General features: G+C 70.4%; 17 protein-coding genes and 5 pseudogenes. 16 read left to right on the forward strand and 6 right to left on the reverse strand.

Features of this window, described 5'->3' with window-relative positions; translation table 11 throughout:
* Window positions 1-512: 512 nt before the first annotated feature.
* A complete protein-coding gene (locus ACIPUC_RS14495) occupies window positions 513-971 on the reverse strand; it encodes a hypothetical protein (protein WP_446589577.1) in 459 nt (152 codons plus the stop codon).
* Between the two features lie 288 nt (window positions 972-1,259).
* Here ACIPUC_RS14495 and ACIPUC_RS14500 point away from each other — a divergent pair.
* A pseudogene (locus tag ACIPUC_RS14500) lies at window positions 1,260-1,460 on the forward strand (alpha/beta fold hydrolase); the annotation flags it as partial.
* Here ACIPUC_RS14500 and ACIPUC_RS14505 read toward each other — a convergent pair.
* Window positions 1,456-1,791, reverse strand: a pseudogene (locus ACIPUC_RS14505) (sigma-70 family RNA polymerase sigma factor); the annotation flags it as partial. The pseudogenes ACIPUC_RS14500 and ACIPUC_RS14505 sit on opposite strands and share 5 nt — an antisense overlap.
* Window positions 1,792-2,188: 397 nt before the next feature.
* On the opposite strand from ACIPUC_RS14505, the gene ACIPUC_RS14510 reads away from it, so the two are divergent.
* The gene (locus ACIPUC_RS14510; protein WP_446589579.1) at window positions 2,189-2,797 is read left to right on the forward strand and encodes a hypothetical protein; all 609 of its coding nucleotides are present in this window, start codon (window positions 2,189-2,191) and stop codon (window positions 2,795-2,797) included.
* A gap of 65 nt (window positions 2,798-2,862) precedes the next feature.
* Window positions 2,863-3,375, forward strand: a pseudogene (locus ACIPUC_RS14515) (VOC family protein).
* On the opposite strand, the gene ACIPUC_RS14520 reads toward ACIPUC_RS14515, so the two are convergent.
* A complete protein-coding gene (locus ACIPUC_RS14520) occupies window positions 3,326-7,444 on the reverse strand; it encodes a hypothetical protein (RefSeq protein WP_446589580.1) in 4,119 nt (1,372 codons plus the stop codon). The pseudogene ACIPUC_RS14515 and the gene ACIPUC_RS14520 overlap by 50 nt on opposite strands.
* A gap of 226 nt (window positions 7,445-7,670) precedes the next feature.
* On the reverse strand, window positions 7,671-8,069 hold the full coding sequence (locus tag ACIPUC_RS14525) for a hypothetical protein (RefSeq protein ID WP_446589582.1): 399 nt from the start codon (window positions 8,067-8,069) through the stop codon (window positions 7,671-7,673).
* 128 nt (window positions 8,070-8,197) lie between these two features.
* Between ACIPUC_RS14525 and ACIPUC_RS14530 the strand changes: the two are divergent.
* From ACIPUC_RS14530 to ACIPUC_RS14565, 8 genes and pseudogenes are all read left to right on the forward strand, one after another.
* Window positions 8,198-8,460: pseudogene (locus ACIPUC_RS14530) on the forward strand (HNH endonuclease); the annotation flags it as partial.
* Window positions 8,461-9,016: 556 nt separating this feature from the next.
* On the forward strand, window positions 9,017-9,820 hold the full coding sequence (locus tag ACIPUC_RS14535; protein WP_446589583.1) for a class I SAM-dependent methyltransferase: 804 nt from the start codon (window positions 9,017-9,019) through the stop codon (window positions 9,818-9,820).
* A 2-nt stretch (window positions 9,821-9,822) separates the two neighbouring features.
* Window positions 9,823-11,112 (forward strand): salicylate synthase, encoded by a 1,290-nt coding sequence (locus ACIPUC_RS14540; protein ID WP_446589584.1) that lies wholly within the window; start codon window positions 9,823-9,825, stop codon window positions 11,110-11,112.
* Window positions 11,113-11,828: 716 nt separating this feature from the next.
* On the forward strand, window positions 11,829-12,668 hold the full coding sequence (locus ACIPUC_RS14545; RefSeq protein WP_446589586.1) for an alpha/beta fold hydrolase: 840 nt from the start codon (window positions 11,829-11,831) through the stop codon (window positions 12,666-12,668).
* Window positions 12,669-12,727: 59 nt separating this feature from the next.
* Window positions 12,728-12,850: a hypothetical protein gene (locus ACIPUC_RS14550; protein ID WP_446589587.1), complete on the forward strand. Its 123-nt coding sequence runs from the start codon at window positions 12,728-12,730 to the stop codon at window positions 12,848-12,850.
* Between the two features lie 905 nt (window positions 12,851-13,755).
* Window positions 13,756-15,624 (forward strand): hypothetical protein, encoded by a 1,869-nt coding sequence (locus ACIPUC_RS14555; RefSeq protein WP_446589588.1) that lies wholly within the window; start codon window positions 13,756-13,758, stop codon window positions 15,622-15,624.
* Window positions 15,625-16,029: 405 nt separating this feature from the next.
* A complete protein-coding gene (locus ACIPUC_RS14560; protein WP_446589590.1) occupies window positions 16,030-16,470 on the forward strand; it encodes a hypothetical protein in 441 nt (146 codons plus the stop codon).
* 348 nt (window positions 16,471-16,818) lie between these two features.
* Window positions 16,819-16,959, forward strand: coding sequence for a hypothetical protein (locus ACIPUC_RS14565; protein ID WP_446589591.1), 141 nt, complete (start codon window positions 16,819-16,821; stop codon window positions 16,957-16,959).
* Window positions 16,960-16,978: 19 nt separating this feature from the next.
* Here ACIPUC_RS14565 and ACIPUC_RS14570 read toward each other — a convergent pair whose 3' ends face one another.
* Together ACIPUC_RS14570 and ACIPUC_RS14575 are read right to left on the reverse strand one after the other, a co-directional pair.
* Window positions 16,979-17,107: a hypothetical protein gene (locus tag ACIPUC_RS14570; protein WP_446589592.1), complete on the reverse strand. Its 129-nt coding sequence runs from the start codon at window positions 17,105-17,107 to the stop codon at window positions 16,979-16,981.
* A gap of 169 nt (window positions 17,108-17,276) precedes the next feature.
* Complete coding sequence (locus ACIPUC_RS14575) at window positions 17,277-17,870, reverse strand: hypothetical protein (RefSeq protein WP_446589593.1); 594 nt, start codon at window positions 17,868-17,870, stop codon at window positions 17,277-17,279.
* A 114-nt stretch (window positions 17,871-17,984) separates the two neighbouring features.
* Between ACIPUC_RS14575 and ACIPUC_RS14580 the strand changes: the two are divergent.
* The 5 genes and pseudogenes from ACIPUC_RS14580 to ACIPUC_RS14600 form a co-directional block, all read left to right on the forward strand.
* Window positions 17,985-18,520: pseudogene (locus tag ACIPUC_RS14580) on the forward strand (IS5 family transposase); the annotation flags it as partial.
* A 113-nt stretch (window positions 18,521-18,633) separates the two neighbouring features.
* Window positions 18,634-18,945 (forward strand): ribosomal protein L7/L12, encoded by a 312-nt coding sequence (locus tag ACIPUC_RS14585; protein WP_446589594.1) that lies wholly within the window; start codon window positions 18,634-18,636, stop codon window positions 18,943-18,945.
* 43 nt (window positions 18,946-18,988) lie between these two features.
* Window positions 18,989-19,207 (forward strand): DUF6233 domain-containing protein, encoded by a 219-nt coding sequence (locus ACIPUC_RS14590; protein ID WP_446589595.1) that lies wholly within the window; start codon window positions 18,989-18,991, stop codon window positions 19,205-19,207.
* Window positions 19,208-19,230: 23 nt separating this feature from the next.
* Entirely contained in the window at window positions 19,231-19,440 is a 210-nt protein-coding gene (locus tag ACIPUC_RS14595; protein ID WP_446589597.1) for a hypothetical protein, read from the forward strand.
* Between the two features lie 44 nt (window positions 19,441-19,484).
* Window positions 19,485-19,721 carry a hypothetical protein gene (locus ACIPUC_RS14600; RefSeq protein WP_446589598.1) on the forward strand — a complete coding sequence of 79 codons (237 nt, stop codon included), beginning with the start codon at window positions 19,485-19,487 and terminating at the stop codon, window positions 19,719-19,721.
* Window positions 19,722-19,804 lie beyond the last annotated feature (83 nt).

Raw genomic sequence — 19,804 nt, forward strand, 5'->3', positions numbered from 1 at the left:
CGACATGCCGGAGTCGGTGGCAGGGCAGCGAAGTCGGGTTCCTGCCCTAGGGGGCTGCACTCAGGTGAGGTCGAAGGTGCCGTTCGCGGAGCCGTCCCAGTCCGGTGCCCCCGTGAGCGAGAGGGTTCCATTCTCTGCCTCGACGACGCGCACCGTGATCCCGCCGCGATCCTCGCTGGGAAACGCAATGGAGAAGTGGGGATCGGGGATCCATCTCCATGAGGAAGACTCAGCCCTCGCGCTGCGTCGTGTCGAGGGCGGTGGCATGCCGACCGGTTGCCTGCAACAACTTGCCGATCGCGTTGACGGTGATGGTGATGTCGCGCCAGGACGATCAGTGCGGACGCCCGGGCGCCACCTGCTCCTTTCGTGCAGTCCTGCCTGACTGTGACGGCGTGGCGCGCGCCCGGTGGTGACCCGGTTCCCGTCCGGCCGGCTCGTGCTTTGCGGACGTCCGTCCGGCGAGCCGCGGCGAGGACCGTCCCAGGGATGCGTTCGCCGGAAGGAAGACGCTACGTGCCGATGAGGCGTCCGATCAGCGTGTGACTTCCGCTGCTGCCGATGCCGAACGTGGTGGGCCCGACTTGTGCCCGGTCCGTGCCGGCGGAGAGGGTGCACCAGTTGCGGTACAGGTAGCCGTCCGTGCCCCCGATGGCGCAGTCCCATGCGTAGGTACCCGCCCGGAGCCAGATGGCTCGCTGTTGCCGGCTTCCCGGCACGATCTGCTGGGAGCGCTCGTCGAACAGCAGCACCTCCCACAGGTAATAGTCTGCTTCGAGGTATATGTAACGCACATTGGTGCTGGCGTAGTCATTCATGTCAGGTCGATCCGTAAGCGTGAGAGTCCGTCGGACTTCCGCTGTACCCGCCTGAGCGGGTCCCGTCGACCAGACCACGAACGCGGCGGCCGCCGCCAAGGCGGCCGTCACCTTCATGATGCGCTGCCTCGCGCGACGTGCGAGCTGGTTCATGCTTGCCCCGTTTCGCCTGCATGGTTCTCGACTGAACATCTGACTGGTGACGCATCGCCACTCGCCGACATGAACGTGGGCCTGACGCGGGCCTCCGGCGGCCCGCGCGGTGGCAAACGGTCCCTGGCGCAGCAATTACGCTACGGACGATTCACCGCCCCTCACAGGACACCCGACGCCAACTACGGGGCCGAGCACGCCACGCGGGTCCCACGGCAGGGACCGGTGGGGAGGGATGGCCGGCGGACCGATGCCGCCCCAGCCCGCCGACACTGCAAGGAGGAAGGCGTGACCTGGTTCGAACGCACCGTGGTGAGGGACGGTGTCCGCCTGTCCTGCCGTGACTGGGGCGGTTCAGGGCTGCCGGTCGTCCTTCTTCACGGATTGGCCGGCCACGTGGGCGAATGGGACGCCCTCGCCGGTGCCTTGAACTCTCGCTATCGGGTCGTCGCCGTTGACCAACGCGGTCACGGCGCCAGCGAGCGCCGGGGCACGGTTCCACCCACAGGACGGAGTCCTGCGGGGGCGCCGGCGGGGTGCCGCCCCCGCTCGGGCCGGACAGGTCCATCGGCAGCGCCCGCCGCTTGCCCGATGCGAGGGCGTCCAGACACACATTGGTGGCGATGCGGTACACCCACGTCCGCAGCGCCGAGCGGCCCTCGAAGCGGTCGATACTCCGCCACGCCCGCACCAGCGCCTCCTGTACAGCGTCCTCAGCCTCGGCGTACGACCCCAACATCCGGTAGCAGTACCCGGTCAGCTCCCCCCGGTACGCCTCTAGCCCCACAGCCACTGCACCGGGCGCCCCGGTATCCCCCATGCCGCACTCCTTCAAAGAGACAGTCCAGGCCGCTGACCCGGCACTCCACGGTAGGAGCAGTGTCCATGGCCGAAGCGCGTGGCTCCTCCGTAGACCTGCTTGAGGGACCAGAGCACGCAGTTGGGCCGGGCGGGCCGACTACGGCGCTCAGTCGCACGGGTGGAAACCGTGAGCTGGATGACGAGGAGGTTGACTGGAGGAGGTGGCGGCCGTGGCTCGCCCCGAAACCGCCGAAACCGCCGAAACCGCCGTGCAGCCGCAGGCTCTCAGGCGGCTCGGTGGCCTCCCGCCCCGCAGGGCGGTGGACGCGGCCCCCTGGACGGCGCTGACTACTCAGACGGTCCCTGAGTACTCCCGCTCATGGCCCGCGGGGGCACCGCTGCCTAGGGTGACCAGCATGGACACGGAAGACGCCCCTACCGACACACCAACCGCGGACATGCCCCGATGGTTCAGGGGCTGCTCGATCGCCGCCCTCGTTCTACTCGTCCTGATCGGTCTCGGCGCCTGGGGCCTGGCAGAGTTCGAGAAGGGCCTCGACGGCTACGGCCAGCTGGAACAGAGCGGCCCCGCCGGATCGGTCGCGGACCCCCTCGGCCCCGGCGCGACCGCCCGGTACGAGGACGGCCTGAAGGTGACCGTCAGCCGCCCGCGCCCGGAGCCCGACGGCACCTACGGCCTCACCGTGACCTACGACAACGGCACCGACGAAACGATCCGCCCCATCGGCGAGTCGCCCGACGCGGGCGTCTCCACATACAGTTCCGCACCTCTGGTCGTCCGCGCGGGCCGGTCCCTCGACGACCACTCCTCCGGGGCCAGCGTGCACTGGCTTAACTGGAAGGAGGCCGCCGCAGCCCTCGTGCCGCCCCTGGGTGCGGACCGCGAGCGCACCGTCCCGGTGCGCATGAGGCCGAACGGCAAGGGGATCACGATCACGGTGGAAGTGGCCCCGCCGACTGCCTCGTTCCGCGAAACGGCCTACTTCCAGATCTCCCTGGACTGACCCCGCAGAAGCACTGTCATGGCGGGTCGGCCCGAGCCGCGTGATCGGCGACATCCGTTGGCGGAATTGCAAGGTCGGCGACCACGGAAGCCGAGGGCCATCGCCGCTCGCCACCGCTTCCCCTACTTCACGTCTGCGAAGCTCGTTGTGCGGGTCCTTCGGGTGGTGAAGGGCGGCAGCGGTCCTGTGGTCCAGGACGACCGCGATCGGTCCCACTGCGCGGCCGCCGGACCCTCGTGACGGTCGGCCCGTCCGACGCCGGCTGACACTTTGAGCTGACGCACGACCCCGAACGCCCGCTGGAGCCTACCCCGACCGTGGACGACCTGTTCGTGCTCTACCTCAGGGAACCTGCCGAGCAAGAGCTGGTGGGCCGTCTGGTGGCAGTCGGCGGTGCCCGTGTCCCGGCCCACAACCCGTACTGGGACGAGTACGGAGTGACGATCGCCGACCCGGACGGCTACCGGCTGGTGCTGTGCTCCGCGAGGAGCGGCTCAGCATTCATGGCCTTCCCGGCGTGCAGCAGCATCACGCCTTCCCTTCTGGCCGTGCCGCACTGTCCGCCCAAGCTCGGGTGAACCGCTCGTGCGCGGGTGCCGGGACCGCAGCGGGGAGTTCCGCCGGGGCGGCGGGTTTGGGGCGCGGGGCCTTCGCGGCGGTCAGCTCCTTGCGGACGGCGCGGTGATGATTGATGGACCAGGAGTTCCAGCGGCGGACGGTGCGGTCGGCCGGGCGGTCGAAAGCGTGCAACTGAAGCTGGAGGGCGGCCGCGTCACGGCTGACACCGAGGGCCGCCGCCACCTGGTCCACCAGGTCCGGGACGCTGAACAGCGGGTTGGTCTCGTACTGGCCTGGCGGAACGGGGGTGGTGGCGGACCGGTCCGCCAGCTTGCGCAGAGCGGTGAGCAGATCGGCGGGCAGGTCCGTGAGCCCGCCGAGCAGGACGCGGGCACCCTGCGCAGCAGGGTCTTCGACCGGGCGCTCGGCGAGAGCCCAGGCGACAGCGGTGGCGGCGGCCTGCATGCCCTCGGCCTCCAGAGGCTCATCAAGGCGGCCGGTGAGCAGGGCCGTGGCCCAGATTTCCGGAAGTCCGTGGTCCGCGGCGAGGGCAGCGGCATGGCTGCCGTCGTCCGTGTACGGGACACTGCCGAGCAGCCGGGTCCAGGCCACGGCCATGCGTTCCGCGGCCGCGGTCATCCCGCCAGGGGCCCAGAGCTCCGCCGGGTCGCCGGGCAGAGCGGCGGCGAGCACGGTGCGCCGGCCGCCCGGACCGAGCCGCCGCCGGAACTCGTCGTACGCGTAGAGGGTGTTCTGGTCCGCCTTGTACGGCTTGGAGCGGACCACCTTGCGGTGCGCACCGTAGTCGTCGCTGCCGGCGAATCCGTCGAGGACCAGGGCGGCGATCGGGCGCGGCACCCCGGTGCGCCAGCGGAACAGGTCCACGGCCTCTTCGGGCACCGGCAGCGGGCCCTCTTCGGCGAGCAGGGCGAGCAGGCGGGGGAGCCGGGCGGTGTCGTCGGCGGCGACGGTGTGCGTGGCGCATTCCTCGGCATCGGCGGGCACCGGATCGGCCGCTCGCTGGAGGAAGGGGGCGAGTCCGCTGCGGTCCGGCCCGGAGGCCACGGTGAAACCGTCCGCGCGCAGTGCGGCGATCCGCTGTTCCGGGGCCCGGCCGGTCCGCCAGGAGCTGCCGGCCTCCGCGAACGGCTGCCGGCTCCATACGCCGAGCAGGGCCGCGAGCGCCTGTCGCTGCTCGTCGGGGGTGGCCGCGACGACGGTCCGCCAGGCCACGGCATCGATCCGGCCGGTCAGCACCGCCCACTCGCAGGGCGGCGCGGGCAGGGCGAGCACCCGCACCTCGTCGTCGATCTCGCCGCGCAGGTACCGGCCGTCGGCGGCGACGGAGGTGAGGAGGGCGGGCTGTGGCTGCGGCTGCCGTTCCTCGTAGCCGCGCAGCTGGGGCAGCAGGCCGTGGAGGGCCGGGACGAGCCGGTTGTCCGGCATGGGGTCGGGCAGGTCGACGACCGGCCCGGCCCGCATGACGGCGACCCGGTGGGACAGCTCCCGGCGCCGACGCAGTACGTCGGCGGCGAGCCGGACGGCGCGGTCGACGCCCTCCTGGACCCGCGGGTCGGTCACTCCGGGCAGGGCGCTCTCGGCGCCCTGGTACAGCAGCTCGCGCACCGCGGTGTCGGTGACCGTCCGCAGGACACGGGAAGAGGGCTCGTGGCGGGGGGTGAGGAAGTGCCAGAAGGCGGGTGGCGGAACCGGCCCGGCCAGTTCGCCCAGAGTGGCCCGGCTCCGGGACCTGTCGCGGCTGCCGGGGAAGCCCTGGACCTGCCAGAGCAACGAGTTGTCGCCGGCGGCATGGCAGCGGATGGTGGTCCCGCCGGCCAGGACGGCGTCCTCACCGCCGAGCGGCAGGGCAAGGATTCCCCACGGGCGGCGGCCCCAGGTGTTGCTGCGGTAGGAGGCGGTGCGGCCGTCGATGGACTCCAGTACGAACTCGCGGGGCGAGGGACCCGCGTACGGGGTGCGGTAGTCGACCCGGCAGCCGGTGAGTGCGCCGTCCTGGCCGAGCGGGGAGGGCGGGGCGCCAGGAGGCAGTGCGGCGAGGATCCGGTGGTCAGGGAAAGGCCTCGTGCCGGGCGGGGACAGGTCGGGGCCGTGGAAGGCGGGCAGAGTGCGGTCGGCGGTGGGAACACCGGTGGCCGGGTCGATGCGGTTCCAGCCGCCGTGGTCCTCGCTGAAGACCGTGGTGCTCCAGAAGGTGTGGCCGTCGGTCATCTGGTAGTCGCGGTGACCGATGCCCTCACGTCCGCCGGCCCGCAGGACGCGCTCGCCGTCGAACCGGCCGCCCCCGTCCGGGGTTTCGAACTGGTAGCCGAGGCCGCCCTGGATGCTGCCGCCGTAGGGGCGCAGCCCGTACGTCTGCTCCGGTTCGAACCTCTCACCGGGGCGGTCGGACCAATAGGCAGTGTTGGAGGAGTTGTCCTTGTGCTCCTCGTTCCAGGCAACGAGGAACTGGCCGCCGACCCAGTGCACGGTGTGGCCGAGTGCGCCGTCGGGCAGCTGCAGGGTGTGCTCTGCGCGCAGCCCGGCGTGGTCGACGGCGAGGGCGCGGGTCTCGCCGTACACGGTGAGCACCGGCCAGGTGCAGGTGACGTGCACGGTTTCGTCGGGCCGGAACGAGGCGAGGGCCTGGTCCAGGGCGGGCCAGCCCAGCTCCTCGGGGAGCCCGGCCCGCAGGGCGCGGGCCAGCGGGCCGGTGAGGTCGAGTGCGTCGAGGGCCTCCTCGATGCCGTCCAGGGCGATGGCGGTGGGCCGGTCGAGGAGGCCGCGCAGCTCGTCGACGGCCTCGTCGGCGGCGGCGAGTCCCCCGCCGCGCAGGGCGTCGAGCAGCTTCTCGACGCGGGCGTGCACCTCGGCCGTGATGCCCGGATTGTGCGGGAGCCGGCTGATGGCAGTGCCGCTGATCGCAGTGCCGCCACGGGTGCGGAGCCCGGCGTGCACGGTGCCTTCCAGCCGGGGGCCGAACACCGGGTCGGTGGCGAGTGCCTTGAGGTCGCGCTTGGAGTGCTCACCCCAGAACTCCAGGCTGATCGCAGCACCGGGGTCGTGGACGGGTACGCCCTCGGCGAGGCAGAGGTCGAGGAGGTCGGCGTCCAGATGCGGCCACCGGTAGCGGTCCTCGTGCAGCCGGACCGGCGTGCCGTGCGCGCGCAGCAGCGGGGCGAACCGGCTCACCAGGTCGAAGAGTTCCGCGGGCATGGGCTGGCGGGTCACCCCTCCGCCGCCGACCGTGCGGTGGGAGTATCCGGCGGCATACCGGCGCAGCCAGTCGCCGAGGCCGCCCTCCGGGGCGATCCGCCCGGCCGCGGCCGCGTCGGCGGCACCGCACGCGATGAGCAGCCGCAGCCAGGCCGCCGCGTCGCTCTTCGACTCGGGAAACAGGTCGAGGAGGGCGGTGGCCTGCTCGTCGGCGGGCGGGTGGTCGCCGAGCGGGCCGGCGGCCGCATCGAGCAGCCGGTCGGGTATGGCCTTGCCTCGGGCCGCGGCCAGCATCCCGCCCAGCACCCGGGCCTCCTCCTCGCTGCCGAGCCCGGCCGCACGAGCCGAGTCCCGGACCCGGCGGGCCAGATCGGCGGGAAGCTCGCCTGGGGACGCCGCCCAGGCGCTCAGCAAACGGACGAACTCGTGGTGCGCGTCGACCGGTTCGAGGACACCGGCCAACCAGGCCGCCGCACCGCTGAGTTCACTGGCGGGCAGGGCGCCGAACCGGGCGAACAGCAGCTGATTCGCCCGCCGCCAGTCGGGATCGACCGGCAGAGCGTGGGTGCGCTCGGCGGCGCGCGCCCGCGCGTAGGCGCGGGCGGCGGATCGGCGGTGCGTCTCCAGCATCCAATGACCGATGGTGTCCCAGAACCAGGGCAGGTGGGCGGCCGGCAGGCCCCGGGCCAGGCGCTCCGCATCGTCCACGAACCGGCCGGGCTTCTCCCAGGCCCGGTGCCGGCTGCTGCCCGCCCGTTCCATCGTGTCCCGGGCGTCGGTTTCGATGCCCGGCCCCTGAGTACGTGCCCAGTCGACGTACGTCTCGGATATGCGGTGGTTGGCTGGGATGACGGGAGTTCCGGTGTCGCTGGTCATACGTGTGATCTTGCCAGGTGGTTCTGACAGGGGTGTTCACGAGCGCTCCTGCCCTGCGACGCCGCCGGCTACTGAAGGTGCGGTTCTGACCCGGGGCGGGGAAGAGCCATCCATCACCAAGCGCGCGTACGGGAGATCCGACAGCTGCCTCTCCCATGCCTGGGCGCCGCGCTACTCAACGGAAGGGCACCACGCCCGCTCGACGGCCTGTAGCCACTACTGCGGTTCAGTTGTCCGGACCGCAAACGGTGCCGCCGGGCCGCTGACGGGAGTACCGGACGATGGCTTCCTGCGAGCTCGAGGATGGGCTGCCGTCGGCGGGGGTGAGCGTGTAGAAGGCGATGATGGAACCCTCGGTGACGGCGTCCAGGACGCCGTTCCAGGGGATTGTGTAGCTGGCCGAGGTGGTGTCAGCGGTGATGCTCGCGACACCCTGGATTTCAGCAGCCGGGGTCCGCCCGGTGGCGTCGCTGCAGACCGTGATGTGGAAGGTGACCTTGTCGCCGGTCTTGAAACGTATCTGGTCCACCACGACGAGGACGCCATTCCAGGGCTTCTGCCAGCAGGTGATGCTGCCGGAGGGTTCCTCGTAGGGAAATTCGGGGAAGTCGAGCTCGACGGACATGCGGGCTCCTGGTTGGTCGAAGGGCGGGGGCGAGAGATCGGACTCCCGCTCCATGATCACGGGTCGAATGCCAGGCCGTGAGGCCGGATCCGTGAGGATGACCAGACTTGCCCGCCACCAAGGCGGTCGCCCGGCGGGAGGTGTACGCCAATGACCTGGGCCAGCTCCTCGCTGGTTGCGGTGACGGCGCGTTCGAATCGGCAGAAGGCGGATCAGGATCCGGTGCAGTGGCTGCCGCCGTCGCCGGAGGCGTTGTGCCGGTACGGCGCGGAGCGGCGGCGACCAAGCTCCGCTGGGGCATGGCCACGTCGATGAGGCCGAGCAGGCTCGGCTGTCCGAGATCGCGGCCGGCTGTGGTGATACCGAGGTGGAGTTCACACCCGCCTCGTAGCCAGGGCTCGCAGCGCCGAGGCCCGCCACCCCCTGTGGGTGGCGGGCCCTTTGGGACCTGGTCTTCAGCCGCCTGCATGACGACGGCTGGTTGCGCGGTCGGCCGGCCAGCCCCGCTGCGTTGGAGCAGGCCGGTAGGTGGACGAGCACCTGATTGAGACCGCCCCTGGGCACCGTGGGAGGGTGTGCGGTTCGCATCGTAGTGGGGGAGCCGCGACGTCCTTGACGTGGTGTTGGTCCACCGGGGTGGTGGCGGAGGCCAGCGCTGGCCGGCCGTGGCCACCGTCCACGAGCCCGGCCCGCAGGCGGCAACGGCGGCCCCATCACTGCCCACGCGGCATCGGTAGATAGGGACATCCCTCATGCAGTGAGATGGATGTCCGCGAGCGCGCGCCGCGGGAATGCTGTCATGCGCCCCCGCTGATTCGGATGGGCCGTTGCCTGATGGGCATGGCGTTACGGGAGAGGCATGGGCCCCTGGGGCCTGCAGCGATTTGGTGTCTCTTCCATCGTGACCGTGTGAGGGCACTGTCCCCTCCTGCGCATTGAGGAATTCTGTGTCCCGTTACCTCTTCGACAGCGCCGACGCTCATGCAGTCGGCCGTTTCACCGTCCTGGAGTCTTGCTATGACCCTGTTTCCCGGAGCCAGTTGGAGCTGACCGGACTCGCCAGGGGTTGGAGATGCCTGGAAATCGGCGGGGGCAGTGCCTCGTTGGGCGACTGGCTGGGTGAGCGTGTGGGGCCGCAGGGCGAGGTGACGGTCACCGAGCTCGAACCGCGCTGGGCCGCCTCCCGGCAGCGCCCGGATCACGTGCGCCTGCTGCGGCACGACGTCGTCCATGACCCGCTGCCGGGAAAGGACTACGACCTCATCCACGCCCGGCTGGTACTGCTGCACCTGCCGCAGCGGATCGAGGTGCTCACGCGGCTCGTGGCGGCCCTGCGGCCGGGCGGGTGGCTGGTGCTGGAGGAGTTCGACTGCGGCTGGACGCCGGTACTGGCAGCGCCCGACGACGCGTCGGTGCTCCTGTTCGACCGGGTCCACACGGCGCTGATGGGCCTGCTCGAGAAGGCCGGCGCCGATCCGCTGTGGGGGCGGCGGGTCCTGGGGGCGATGGCGGTGGCCGGACTGCAGGAGCTCACGGCGACCACGTACGCCCAAGCGTGGCCGGGCGGGGGTACGGGCATTGCCCTGCACCGCCACAACACCGACCAGGTCGCCGACCGACTGGCTGCATCCGGCGTGAGCGCCGATGACCTGGATGAGTTCCGGGCGTTGTTGAAGCGCCCGGAGTTTGTCGTCAACTCATACCCGCTGATCAGTGCGCGGGGCCGCCGGCTGCACGAGAAGGAAGTGTAGTGATGACGCGCAACACCTACCTGGAAGTGCGCCTGCCACTGGAGGAGGAGCCGCTGCTGCTGATGGCTCGGCTGGTCCGCAGCGGCCTGTTCGACCAGTACGTTGTATACGAGAACGCTTCCGGCTGGTCCCTGGCCGGCGACATCCTGGCTTCGGTCCGGCTGAGTGGACACGAGGCCTGGGACCTGGGCAAGGTGGGGGCACGGCTTGCAGAGACCCCGGTGGCGGGCTGGCGGGCGTACGGCTGGGTGAAGTTCGAGCTGGGAGCTGTGCTCGCCGGAGCAGAACCGCAAAGCATGGAAACCCTGCTGGACCTGATCGTGCCATCGGACGAGGTGCGCTGCGACGCAACACACGTCCTCGTACGGTCCTTGACCGCCGAACGGCGGAATCTGCTCGTCGACCACGTGCGGGAAGGGGGCGCCGCAGCCCCGCCGGTACCGGCCGGGCGGATGGCGCTGTCCCTGGAGGACACCGGCACCTACCAGGCGTCGGTCACGGCAGCCCTGGTGGAACTGCAGGGGCAGGGCCCGCTGGAGAAGGTGATCCTCTCTCGGCGGGTTCCCTTACCCGGGGAGGTGGATCTGGTCGCCAGTTACGTCGCGGGGCGGCGGGCCAACACTCCGGCCCGTTCGTTCCTGCTCGACCTCGGCGGTATCCAGGCGGCCGGGTTCAGTCCGGAGACGGTCGCAGAGGTCACCACCGACGGCCACGTCACCACCCGGCCTCTGGCCGGCACCCGTTCCCGGACGGGAACGGCCGGGAACGACGCCCGGCTGCGCTCCGACCTCCTCGGCGACCCCAAGGAGATCCACGAGCACGCCATTTCCGTCAAACTCGCGCTTCAAGACCTCGACGAGGTATGCGAAGACACCAATGTCAGCGAGTACATGACCGTCCTCGACCGGGGCTCCGTCCAGCACCTGGCCTCCACCGTCACCGGCCGCCTCCGCCCTGGCCATGGCCCCTGGGACGCGTTCGCGGCCCTCTTCCCCGCTGTCACCGCCACCGGCATCCCCAAAGCGCAGGCGTATCCCCTCATCCGGGCGCTCGAAGGCAACCCCCGCGGCCTGTACGCGGGCGCGGTCCTGACCTGCGACGCCGACGGCACACTCGATGCCGCCCTCGTACTGCGCAGCGTCTTCCGGATGGGCGGCCAGTCCTGGCTCCAAGCCGGGGCGGGCGTCGTACGGCAGTCACGGCCCGAACGCGAGCACGAGGAGACCTGCGAGAAACTGCGAAGCGTCGCCCACCATCTCGTCCCCTCCGACCACACCGCCAGGAATCCCTAGGGTCGTCGGCTGTCATCGGCGTTGCCATCTCGTCCGGCGTTGCGGACAGTCCGGTGCGCATCGGCCAAGCCGAGAGGAGGTCAGGGAGCTGACACAGCAGGGATGCTGCATGACGCGCCGGTCGTGTCGTCTTTCGCCGCACGTGCCGGTCGGATACCGGCGCGATGGTTGGGCCGATTTTCGCGATGCTCGGCAGCCCCCGGCCGGTGAGTCTGCGAGCACGGCTACCCCGGCAGTCGCCAGGTCGACCGCAAGCACCTCGCGGCCCTCCGCGCCGGGAACGCCGAACCCGGCCGCGCGGACATTCCCAGACGTCAAGTGTGTGCGGAAGGGGACGGTGTAGCGGTGGCTCGCGCAGGCCGAAGGCGACCCCTGCGTACCGGGGGCCAAGCCTGAAGCGCTCGCCGATGCCCTGGTGGTGCTGGCCCGTACGGGCTCTCCCTACCAGGGCGGTCGAAGTGGCCGCCGAACTCACCCGCACCATGGACCCCGACCCGCTGCTACCGCTCGAACTCCTGCCGCAACCCTGGCCCGGGACCGGGAGCTCGTCGCGCCTTGCTGGGCCCCTGTACGAAACGCGACCCCGGCGAAGGCCGCCCCGTCGCCTTCCGCGTCCACGCCGACATCACGCGAGAAGCAGCGGACCGGGCCACGGCCACGCGCCGAGCCGAGCCGGGTTCCGGCCGCCTTTCCGGCCACAGCGCTAGCGTGAGGCCATGAGGACCCTGGGAGGACATCCCGTCTCCGAAGGCCGCTTCCGCCATCGCGGCGCGGAGCTCGTGTACGACGACGCCGGGCACGGGCCGCTCGCCGTGTACGCACACGGGGGGTTCGGGAGCCAGGCCAACGAGGAGCGGATGGGCCTCTTCGACTGGGCACCCGTCCTGGACGCCGGGCGGCGCCTGGTCCGCTACGACGCCCGGGCCCACGGCCGGTCCACCGGCGAACCCGTCGCCACCGACTACACCTACCCCTCCCTCGCCGACGACCTGCTGGCCCTGCTCGACCATCTGGGGGCCACGGCACCCGTCGACGGCATCGGAGCCTCCATGGGCTGCGGCACGCTCCTGCACGCCGCCCTCCGCGCGCCCGAACGGTTCTCCCGGCTGGTGCTGCTGATCCCGCCCACCGCATGGGCGACCCGCGAGGCCTACGCACGCGCCAACCGGACGGCCGCCGACACCATCGAACGCCAGGGCGCGCAGGCCTGGGGGGCCGCCAGGACCGGCCGGCCCCGTCCGGCGGCCGTGGCGGACGTCCCCGAACTGCCGCCGACACCCGAGGAGCGCGTCGTGCCCTCCGTACTGCGCGGCCTCGCACTCAGCGACCTGCACCCGCCCGCCACGATCGCCACGCTGCGCCATCCAACCCTGATCCTGACCTGGGCGGACGACCCCGGCCACCCGCAGGCGACGGCCGACACCCTCGCCGCCTGTCTGCCTGACGCCCGGCTGCGCGTGGCACACACGCGAGCCGACGTCGGGACGTGGGGGGAGCGCATCGCGGAGTTCCTGACGCGGCCGCCCCGCCCAGACATGGGCGCTTCATGCCGTTAGCCTCCTGAAGGGACCAGAACAAGACCGTTGACGGCCCTAGCGATCAGGAGGGCATGTCGATGGCCAAGCCCTTCGATATCGACGTGGCGACGACCAACTCCGTGATCGTCGTGCACGAGGGCGGCACCACCACGGTGATCACCAAAGCCGAGTACCGCCGGCGACACCCATCGCGGTGGTGACGACTTCGTCCGGCGTCTGGTGGACCAGACCCAAACCAGCCGCTGGCACCACCTTGTCGCCCGCCATCGCCTGCCGCACCGGGCCCATGCACCGCTCGACCAGGTCGGCGGAGAAGTCCTGCCTCGGCTACTTCGCCACCCTGTTGTGCATGCGCCGTGCGGCGCCAGGCTGCCGCCCAGATGATCCCGCCTGCTCTCCACGCAAACAAGCAGCTCGCGGTCCCGCTCGGCCACTGGCAGGAGGAGCTCCGCGATTACGTCCGGCGCGTTGACGCCCGTGCCGGCGAGGCCGAGGTCGTCCTTGTCGAGTTCGAGAACCGTGCCCAATCCGGAATGCCAAACGCCATTCGCCACACCCCCACCCGGTAGCAATGCGAAGAAGGCCGCGTTTCCACGGTACGACGCATCACTAACAGCGGGACAGAGGCAGGTACACGCCGGGCTCCCGGCGACCGAGGGGTCGAGCCGCCGCCTGTCGTCAGGACCCCACACGGCCGTACCGTACAACAGATCATGATCAAGCCCGTGTTGTAGTCGTCCGGGCCGGGCGAGCGGGAGAGGACGAGGGGCTACATCACCGGGCGGTGGCCTCGATTCACCGAAGCGATGCTCCGTGCTGGTAAAGAGGCCTATTCGGCACGTTGCCGTCGGGCACGTGTCGTGCGGATGGCGCGTGCACCCCAAGTGGTGGCAGCGACGAGTGCCGCCGCGGCGATGTTCCCGAGGACGTCGTGAAGCAGGAAGTCGCAGATGCTGTTCAAGGGCATGGTCATTTCCCCCCGGGGATGTGGTGAACCAGGTGTCGCTCCAGAGTGCGAGCTGATCTGATTGGCCATGCGCTGGTGGAGGATCACCGCACATCAGCGGGCCAGGGGCGTGGACGAGCGCTGGACAATGGGGGACGGATGGCGCGCAAGAGGGAGTTGAGGGGACGTCCGGAGGCCAATGCGCTGGCCGCGTTCGTGTGCCGGATCACGGACCCGCGGACCGTCGACGAGGTTCGCGCGCTCTGTCCATCCGGACCGGCCCGTTCGACGTGGGCGAAGTACATGAACGGCACCGAGGTGATTCCGAAGCAACTCCTCGGCTCTCTCATCACGTCGCTGTTCGCCGAGAAACCAGCCCTGCTGGGCGCCCATACGACCGAGGGAGCCGAGCGGTGGAAGGCCGCGCACGCGGAGTCGCTGCGGCCGGCGGAGCCGGAACAGGGAGCTGCAGCAGGGGCGGGGGGCTCGGTTCAGCTGCTGCGGGTACAGGGTGAGCTGATCGAGGCTTTGAAGGGACAGCACCGGGCGGTGCAGGCGGCGGATAAAGCGAACGCGATGATCTCCTCGCTGCTGCAGATGGGCGCCCTGCTGGACACGGTCATAGCGAGCAAGGAGACGCAGCTGCGTTCGGTCGTTGACCGGGAGCGGGCCGAGGTGGAGCTGCAGTTGTCGCAGGCACGGCTCCGGCTGGAGCGGACTTCTGCGGAACTGGAGAAGGCCAAGAGCCGCCGGTACACCGCCGAGCAGGCTCAGCAAGCCATGACGCGGGAGGTGATGGAGGCCCGCGAGCAGGTGGCCCGCCTCCAGCAGCGCATGGAGGCGGTAGACACGGCGGGACTGCCCGTCGTGGCCCAGCTGCCGCCGGTACCCGAGATCCTGCTGGAGGACTTCGACAACACGCTGGCCGACCTCATCGAGGAGGGCGCCGAGGCAGATCAGGAGATCGCAGAGCTTGCCGTGCAAGCCCACCTGACCAACGAGAACCTCGCAGCTGCGGTCGGGCCCACCATCCTTGAAGGCACCGTCATCGCCAGCTCGGTACCCGACCAGCGACAGCACGTTGAGGATCCGGTGTTGTCCAAGACAATCACGGACAACAACGCGACCAGCAACGAAAGGGCTGAACAGACGCCTGCCGCGTCCGAGCCAGAGGGGCGAGATACACGCGTCGTGGACAACGGACGGCAAGCGGCCGTCTCTGATATTCACCCGGGCTACTCCCAGGCCAACCCTCTCTATTCCGAGGCCCGGCCCCGCTCCGACGGCAGCGGACGGCCGGCCAACACGGCCAGCTTCCAGGACACCGCCGCATCGCTGGTCGAGGACCTCGACAAGGTGCAGGACCTCGCGGGCTTCGCCCAGCAGCTGCGCGTCCTCCGTATCCGGGCAGGCACGCAAAACTGGCCCCTGGAAAAGATAGCCAGGGCGGTCTTCCCCGACGCCGACGTCCCCGACTTCGAGGACTTTCCCAGCTGGATTGCCTACTGGCTGTCCGGCCGGGGCATGCCTCCGAAGGAGTACATGGGGACCCTTGTCCGTGCCATGGGGGCCACGGTGGCGGAGGTAGAAGCGTTCGAACTGGCACAGATACGCGTTGGGCACCGAGCCGGTAAGGAGGAGGCTGCGAGGCCTGCGCCCTCCCCAGAGACTCCCGCCCATGTGGGATCCCCCTCGGCTCCTGAGCCCGGGAGGCCATTGGGGTGGCCACTGCCAGCACGCCTCCGGATCACCATGCTGATGCCCCTCGCGTTCATGACAGTGATCGCCTCCATGATCACAGCATCGGCCCGGACAGAAGGGCCTACGTGGGGCAACTTCTGGGTGGGGGTTGTTGTCATGGCGATCGCAGGCCCGGTGGCGGCGGTGAGAGGCAAAGATCCCACGACGCGCAGATTGCGAGCCGGGATGACGCTCGCGGTGCTGGCCGGAATCATCCTGCCCGTCCTCTTGAACGCCGACATCTTTGGCGGCTACTGGATTACCAAGCACCTGAGTGGGCTGAAGTGAACGAAGCCACCCCGGGGTCACGACATCCCGGGCTTCGCTGACCGCCTGAGAGACCGCCTCTGACGAACCCCAGCGCGGGCCGCCACCACTGTGGTGGCGGCCCGCGCTGTCGTCTGTCCGGGGCGGGGCCGGGTGCCGGCGGGAGCTGGCTCTCCCGCTTCCATCCCGGGCAAGCCTCCTGGTGACCGAGTCGGGCAAGCCTCCTGGTGGCCCGGTTGGGCAAGCCCCGGTGACCGTGGGCAAGCCACCCTCGAGCGGGGCTTGCCCACGGCCGCCGCAGCGCGCCGGGCTGGAACTGCACCACACGGCGATCTCACGCACGGAGTCCGCGGTGGGAGCCAGCCTGGCCCGCGCCGCGCCGGCCCTGGTGCGCGGGGTGGCGGCCGGGCAGGTTACTTTGCTCGGATGAGTCTCCTTGATGATGTGGCCGAGCGTGACGGCTGGCGGTGCTGGGTGTGTGACGAACCGGTCGATCCCGACGAGTCGGTGAACGATCCGCGGGGGCCCAGTGTCGACAGCCGCACCGCCGACCGGAAGGCCAAGGTCGCCGAGCGGCTCGCGCACCGCGGGTGCAACACCCGCAAGGGCGCGGTCAAGGTGGTCATCCCCTGGCCGGAGCGCCTGTACGTAGTCGAACCCGCGCCCCTGATCGCCGTTGCCGAGAGGCTGGAGCGCAAGGGGGGCCGCGAGATGGTGGGCCGTTGTCCGACCAGGAAGGACGCCCAAGAGGCGGCGGATTGGCTGGTGGACCGGTTTTCCCGACTGGTACCGGGGATGCCGGTCACAGCCGACATCCAGGCCGGCGGCGGCCAGTTCCTCGTCATCCTGGCCACCGGCCGCCGCTGACCGGAGACCACCCGCGCACACTCGCGCTGAGCCGGTGGTCATCTGACCGTCCGACGCTGCGAAGCCTGGCCAACTGCGATGTGCCGGTTTGGTGTGGGTTGGGGTTGGCAGTGACGGGTCGTCAGCCAGGGCGTACGTGCTGGTCGTATGACAAGGGGCGTGTCTGCTACTGACACGCAAGCGGTGGTTGGGGTGGTTGTCGCTGTCATAGGGCGGCGCGGCCAGCACCACGGTCTCCACTGCCACGGAATCGGCGTTTCTTATCCATGGTGGGTGTGTCGGCCGGGAGGCTTGAGGCCTGTGGTGGTCTTCCCGGTCGTCGGGTGTGTGGTGGTGGGGGAGCGGAGTGTGCTGCCGGAGGTCGCGCGGGTGGAGATGCGTGGCGCGGTGGTGGGCCGGTTACTGGAGTTGCGGGCGGCGGGTCGGCTGACGGCAGGCCACGTACGGGCGGCCGCAGGGGCGCTGGGAGTGTGGGAGCGGACGGTGTGACGCTGGCACAGCACGGCTGTCACCACGTCCGCGATGAGCCCTGCACGCGGACGCTGGTGCGGTTGCCGCGGGCGCTGTTGCACCTGCGGTGGGCGCTGCGGGCGTTGGCCTTGTCGAGGAGGTCGCCGCTGCGGCTGAGGGGCTGCACGTGATCGAGAGTGAACGCGTCGGGGTGCCTGCCTGTGTGGGGGCCGGTGATGTCGTAGTGGATGTCGTGTCGCAGAGCCAGGAGGGACGGCGTGCGGCGCGCTGCCAGGCGCAGAGGCTGCGGTAGGGGCGCCCGTTGCGGGGGTTGCCGACCACGGGCGCCACCTCGCTTACTGGGGCGGGACGGTCCACTCGCGGGGCTTGTCGAGTGACTGGGGGGCGTAGATGACGGTGCTCGGCCGGGGGCTGTCGGGCACGGCGAAGACGATGTTCCCCTTGACGCACTTGCCTGCGGTCAGCTGCGTCTCGAAGGGGAACGCTGGCTTGGGGAAGTCCCCGTACGTGGTGCTGGATGCGCTGACACGGGCCCCGTCCGCGTAGCTGAGGGTCCATGGCGGGGTCGTCGCGAGGAAGGCGCCTGACTCGCTACACACCTTGATGTCGAGGGCGGCCCAGACGTAGCCGGGGGTCCCGGATTCGTCGGCAGCGGAGCCGACGGAGCGGACGTTGTGCCGGTAGCCGAGGACGGTTGCGTTGCCGCGTACCGGGTCGTTGTCGGACGGGTCGTCGAACGTCACTGTCTGGCCGAAAGCGAGGACCGGGTCGGCCGTCGGGGTGGCGGAAGGGGTGGGGCTGCTCGTCGTGGGGGCGGGTGTCGGGCTGATGCGAGTGGCCTCGTCGGAGGGGCTGTCGCTGCTGCCGCACGCGGTGATGGTGCAGAGCAGCAGGGCGGTGGCAGCGAGGCCAGTGGTGCGGGCGTGCATGAATCCCCCCAGGGACATAGGTCGTGAGGTGTGCATCATCCGCTGCTCGGGCCGGGCAGGCGGCCTGCGTTACCGGTCCGTGACATGGTCAGGTCACTGGGAGCGTCCCGGCGAGCCGGACGACGAGCTCGTCGTTGGGCGGGTCGGTCGGAACCCGACCATCACGCACTCGGACGCTCCAGCGGCGGCCTGAGTGCGAAAGTCCATCCGGCCAGCGACAGCCGCGCCCGGCCACTGGGCTTGCACGTCACCGCAGGTCAGGCCGGTGATGCGCCAGCCTTCGAGGCCGTCATGGCAAGGATCCGGGTCCCGCGGGGCGGCATCGGGAGACCGAGAACCCGACCAGTCGCTGTTCTTGCAGATCGCGTCTATTCGTCCCGCGCCATTCGCGGACATCTCTGCGTCGGCGCGGCATCAAGGCTGTCATTCCGCAGCCCGCTGACCAGCTCGGTCACCGCCTGAAGCGGGGCCGTGCCGGATGCAGGCCGCCCGGTTTCGACGGTGAGGCCTACAAGGAGCGGAACGCCGTTGAACGATGCATCAACCGGCTCAAGCAGTGGCGAGGTCTGGCCTTGCGAACGGACAAGCTCGCCGAGGCCCACCAAGCCGCCCCCCACCTCGCCGCCATCCTGATCTGGGTCCGGCGATAGCCTGCTGGGCCTATCGTCCACCCGCCCGCGGCACTCAGCCGTTGCCGTGATGGTTCATTTGCCGGACAGCTCGTGAACGGCCGGGAGGGTGTGTGGAAGAGCCAGGATTCCGTGTGCTGCTGACACAAGCAGGAGACGGGAAAATGGAGGCAGTCCGTGCGATACGGACGGTCACCGGCCTCAGTCTTTGGAACAGCAAGCTTCTGCTCGCCGGCGCACCCGTAGAGATCGCGGCAGTCGGCTGGTTCGAAGCCGCTGTCGAGGCGGCTGGGATCCTTGAGGACTCAGGCGCCCGCACCAGGCTGCTCTGCGATTGCTGCGGCCGCACCATTAGGTGGGGAGCCTTCCCCCTCAACTCGGCGCAGTACACGGAACCATGGCCCCTCGAGATCTGCTGGGCAAGTGGACTGCCCGCAGCCATCTGAGGTAGGCCCAGTTCGGTCGGAGAGACGGGCCCTCCGGCGAGGTGTGCCGGGGTTATGGTCGCGGTTCTGGGGGGCGCGGGCGCGGGGATCGTTGTGGTGGCTTCGATCCGGGCGGCGTCGGCGGTCTGCTCGGGGGCAATGGCGTGGGACACCCGGCCGCTGCAGGCCCGCCGACCGGGACGCTGCGCGCCGTGCCCTGGCCGAGGGCGTCGAGGCGTGCACGCACTGCCGGCCGGACACGGCGCTCGACGTGCTGGACTGACCGGCCCGCCGCACCATGGAGGTATGGCCGACAGCGTGTACATCGTCGTCCACCCGCTCGCCGGAGACGGCCGGGCCGTCGTGGCGCACGTGCACGCCGAAGACCGGGCCCTGGGCGTCGCGCACAGCTTCGCCGGCGTGGTGGAGCTGCTCCGCGCGGCCGGCCTGGAGACGGCGGAGGGCTGGCCCCCGATCCGGTGGCTCGGCGGAGGTCCGGAGGAGTGGGGCGAGTGACCGCTCCGGATGCCCGGCCGGGGCGTCGACGGCAGGCTGGAGGCATGGACCGTGCGCCGATCCTCGTGCACCGCATCTCCCCGTCGGGTGGCCGGCGGGTAACGATCCGCGTGCACGGCGTGGACGCAGTCCTCGGCCTGGCGCATAGCGACGCTGACCTGATCGAGTTCCTGCGGCGAATCGACCTGCCCGACCCGGAGGACATGGTCCTCGGGGATTCCCCTGCGATCGCGTGGCAGGGCGAGCAGCCGCATCAGTACGAGGCCGACGAGGAGCCTTGACCAGAAGGCGCGCCTACGTTGGTCGGGCATGACCTCGCATGGACTGGGACTCGATGTCGTTGGAGCAGGTACGGGACGAGTAT

This window comes from Streptomyces sp. LARHCF249 (assembly GCF_052871255.1).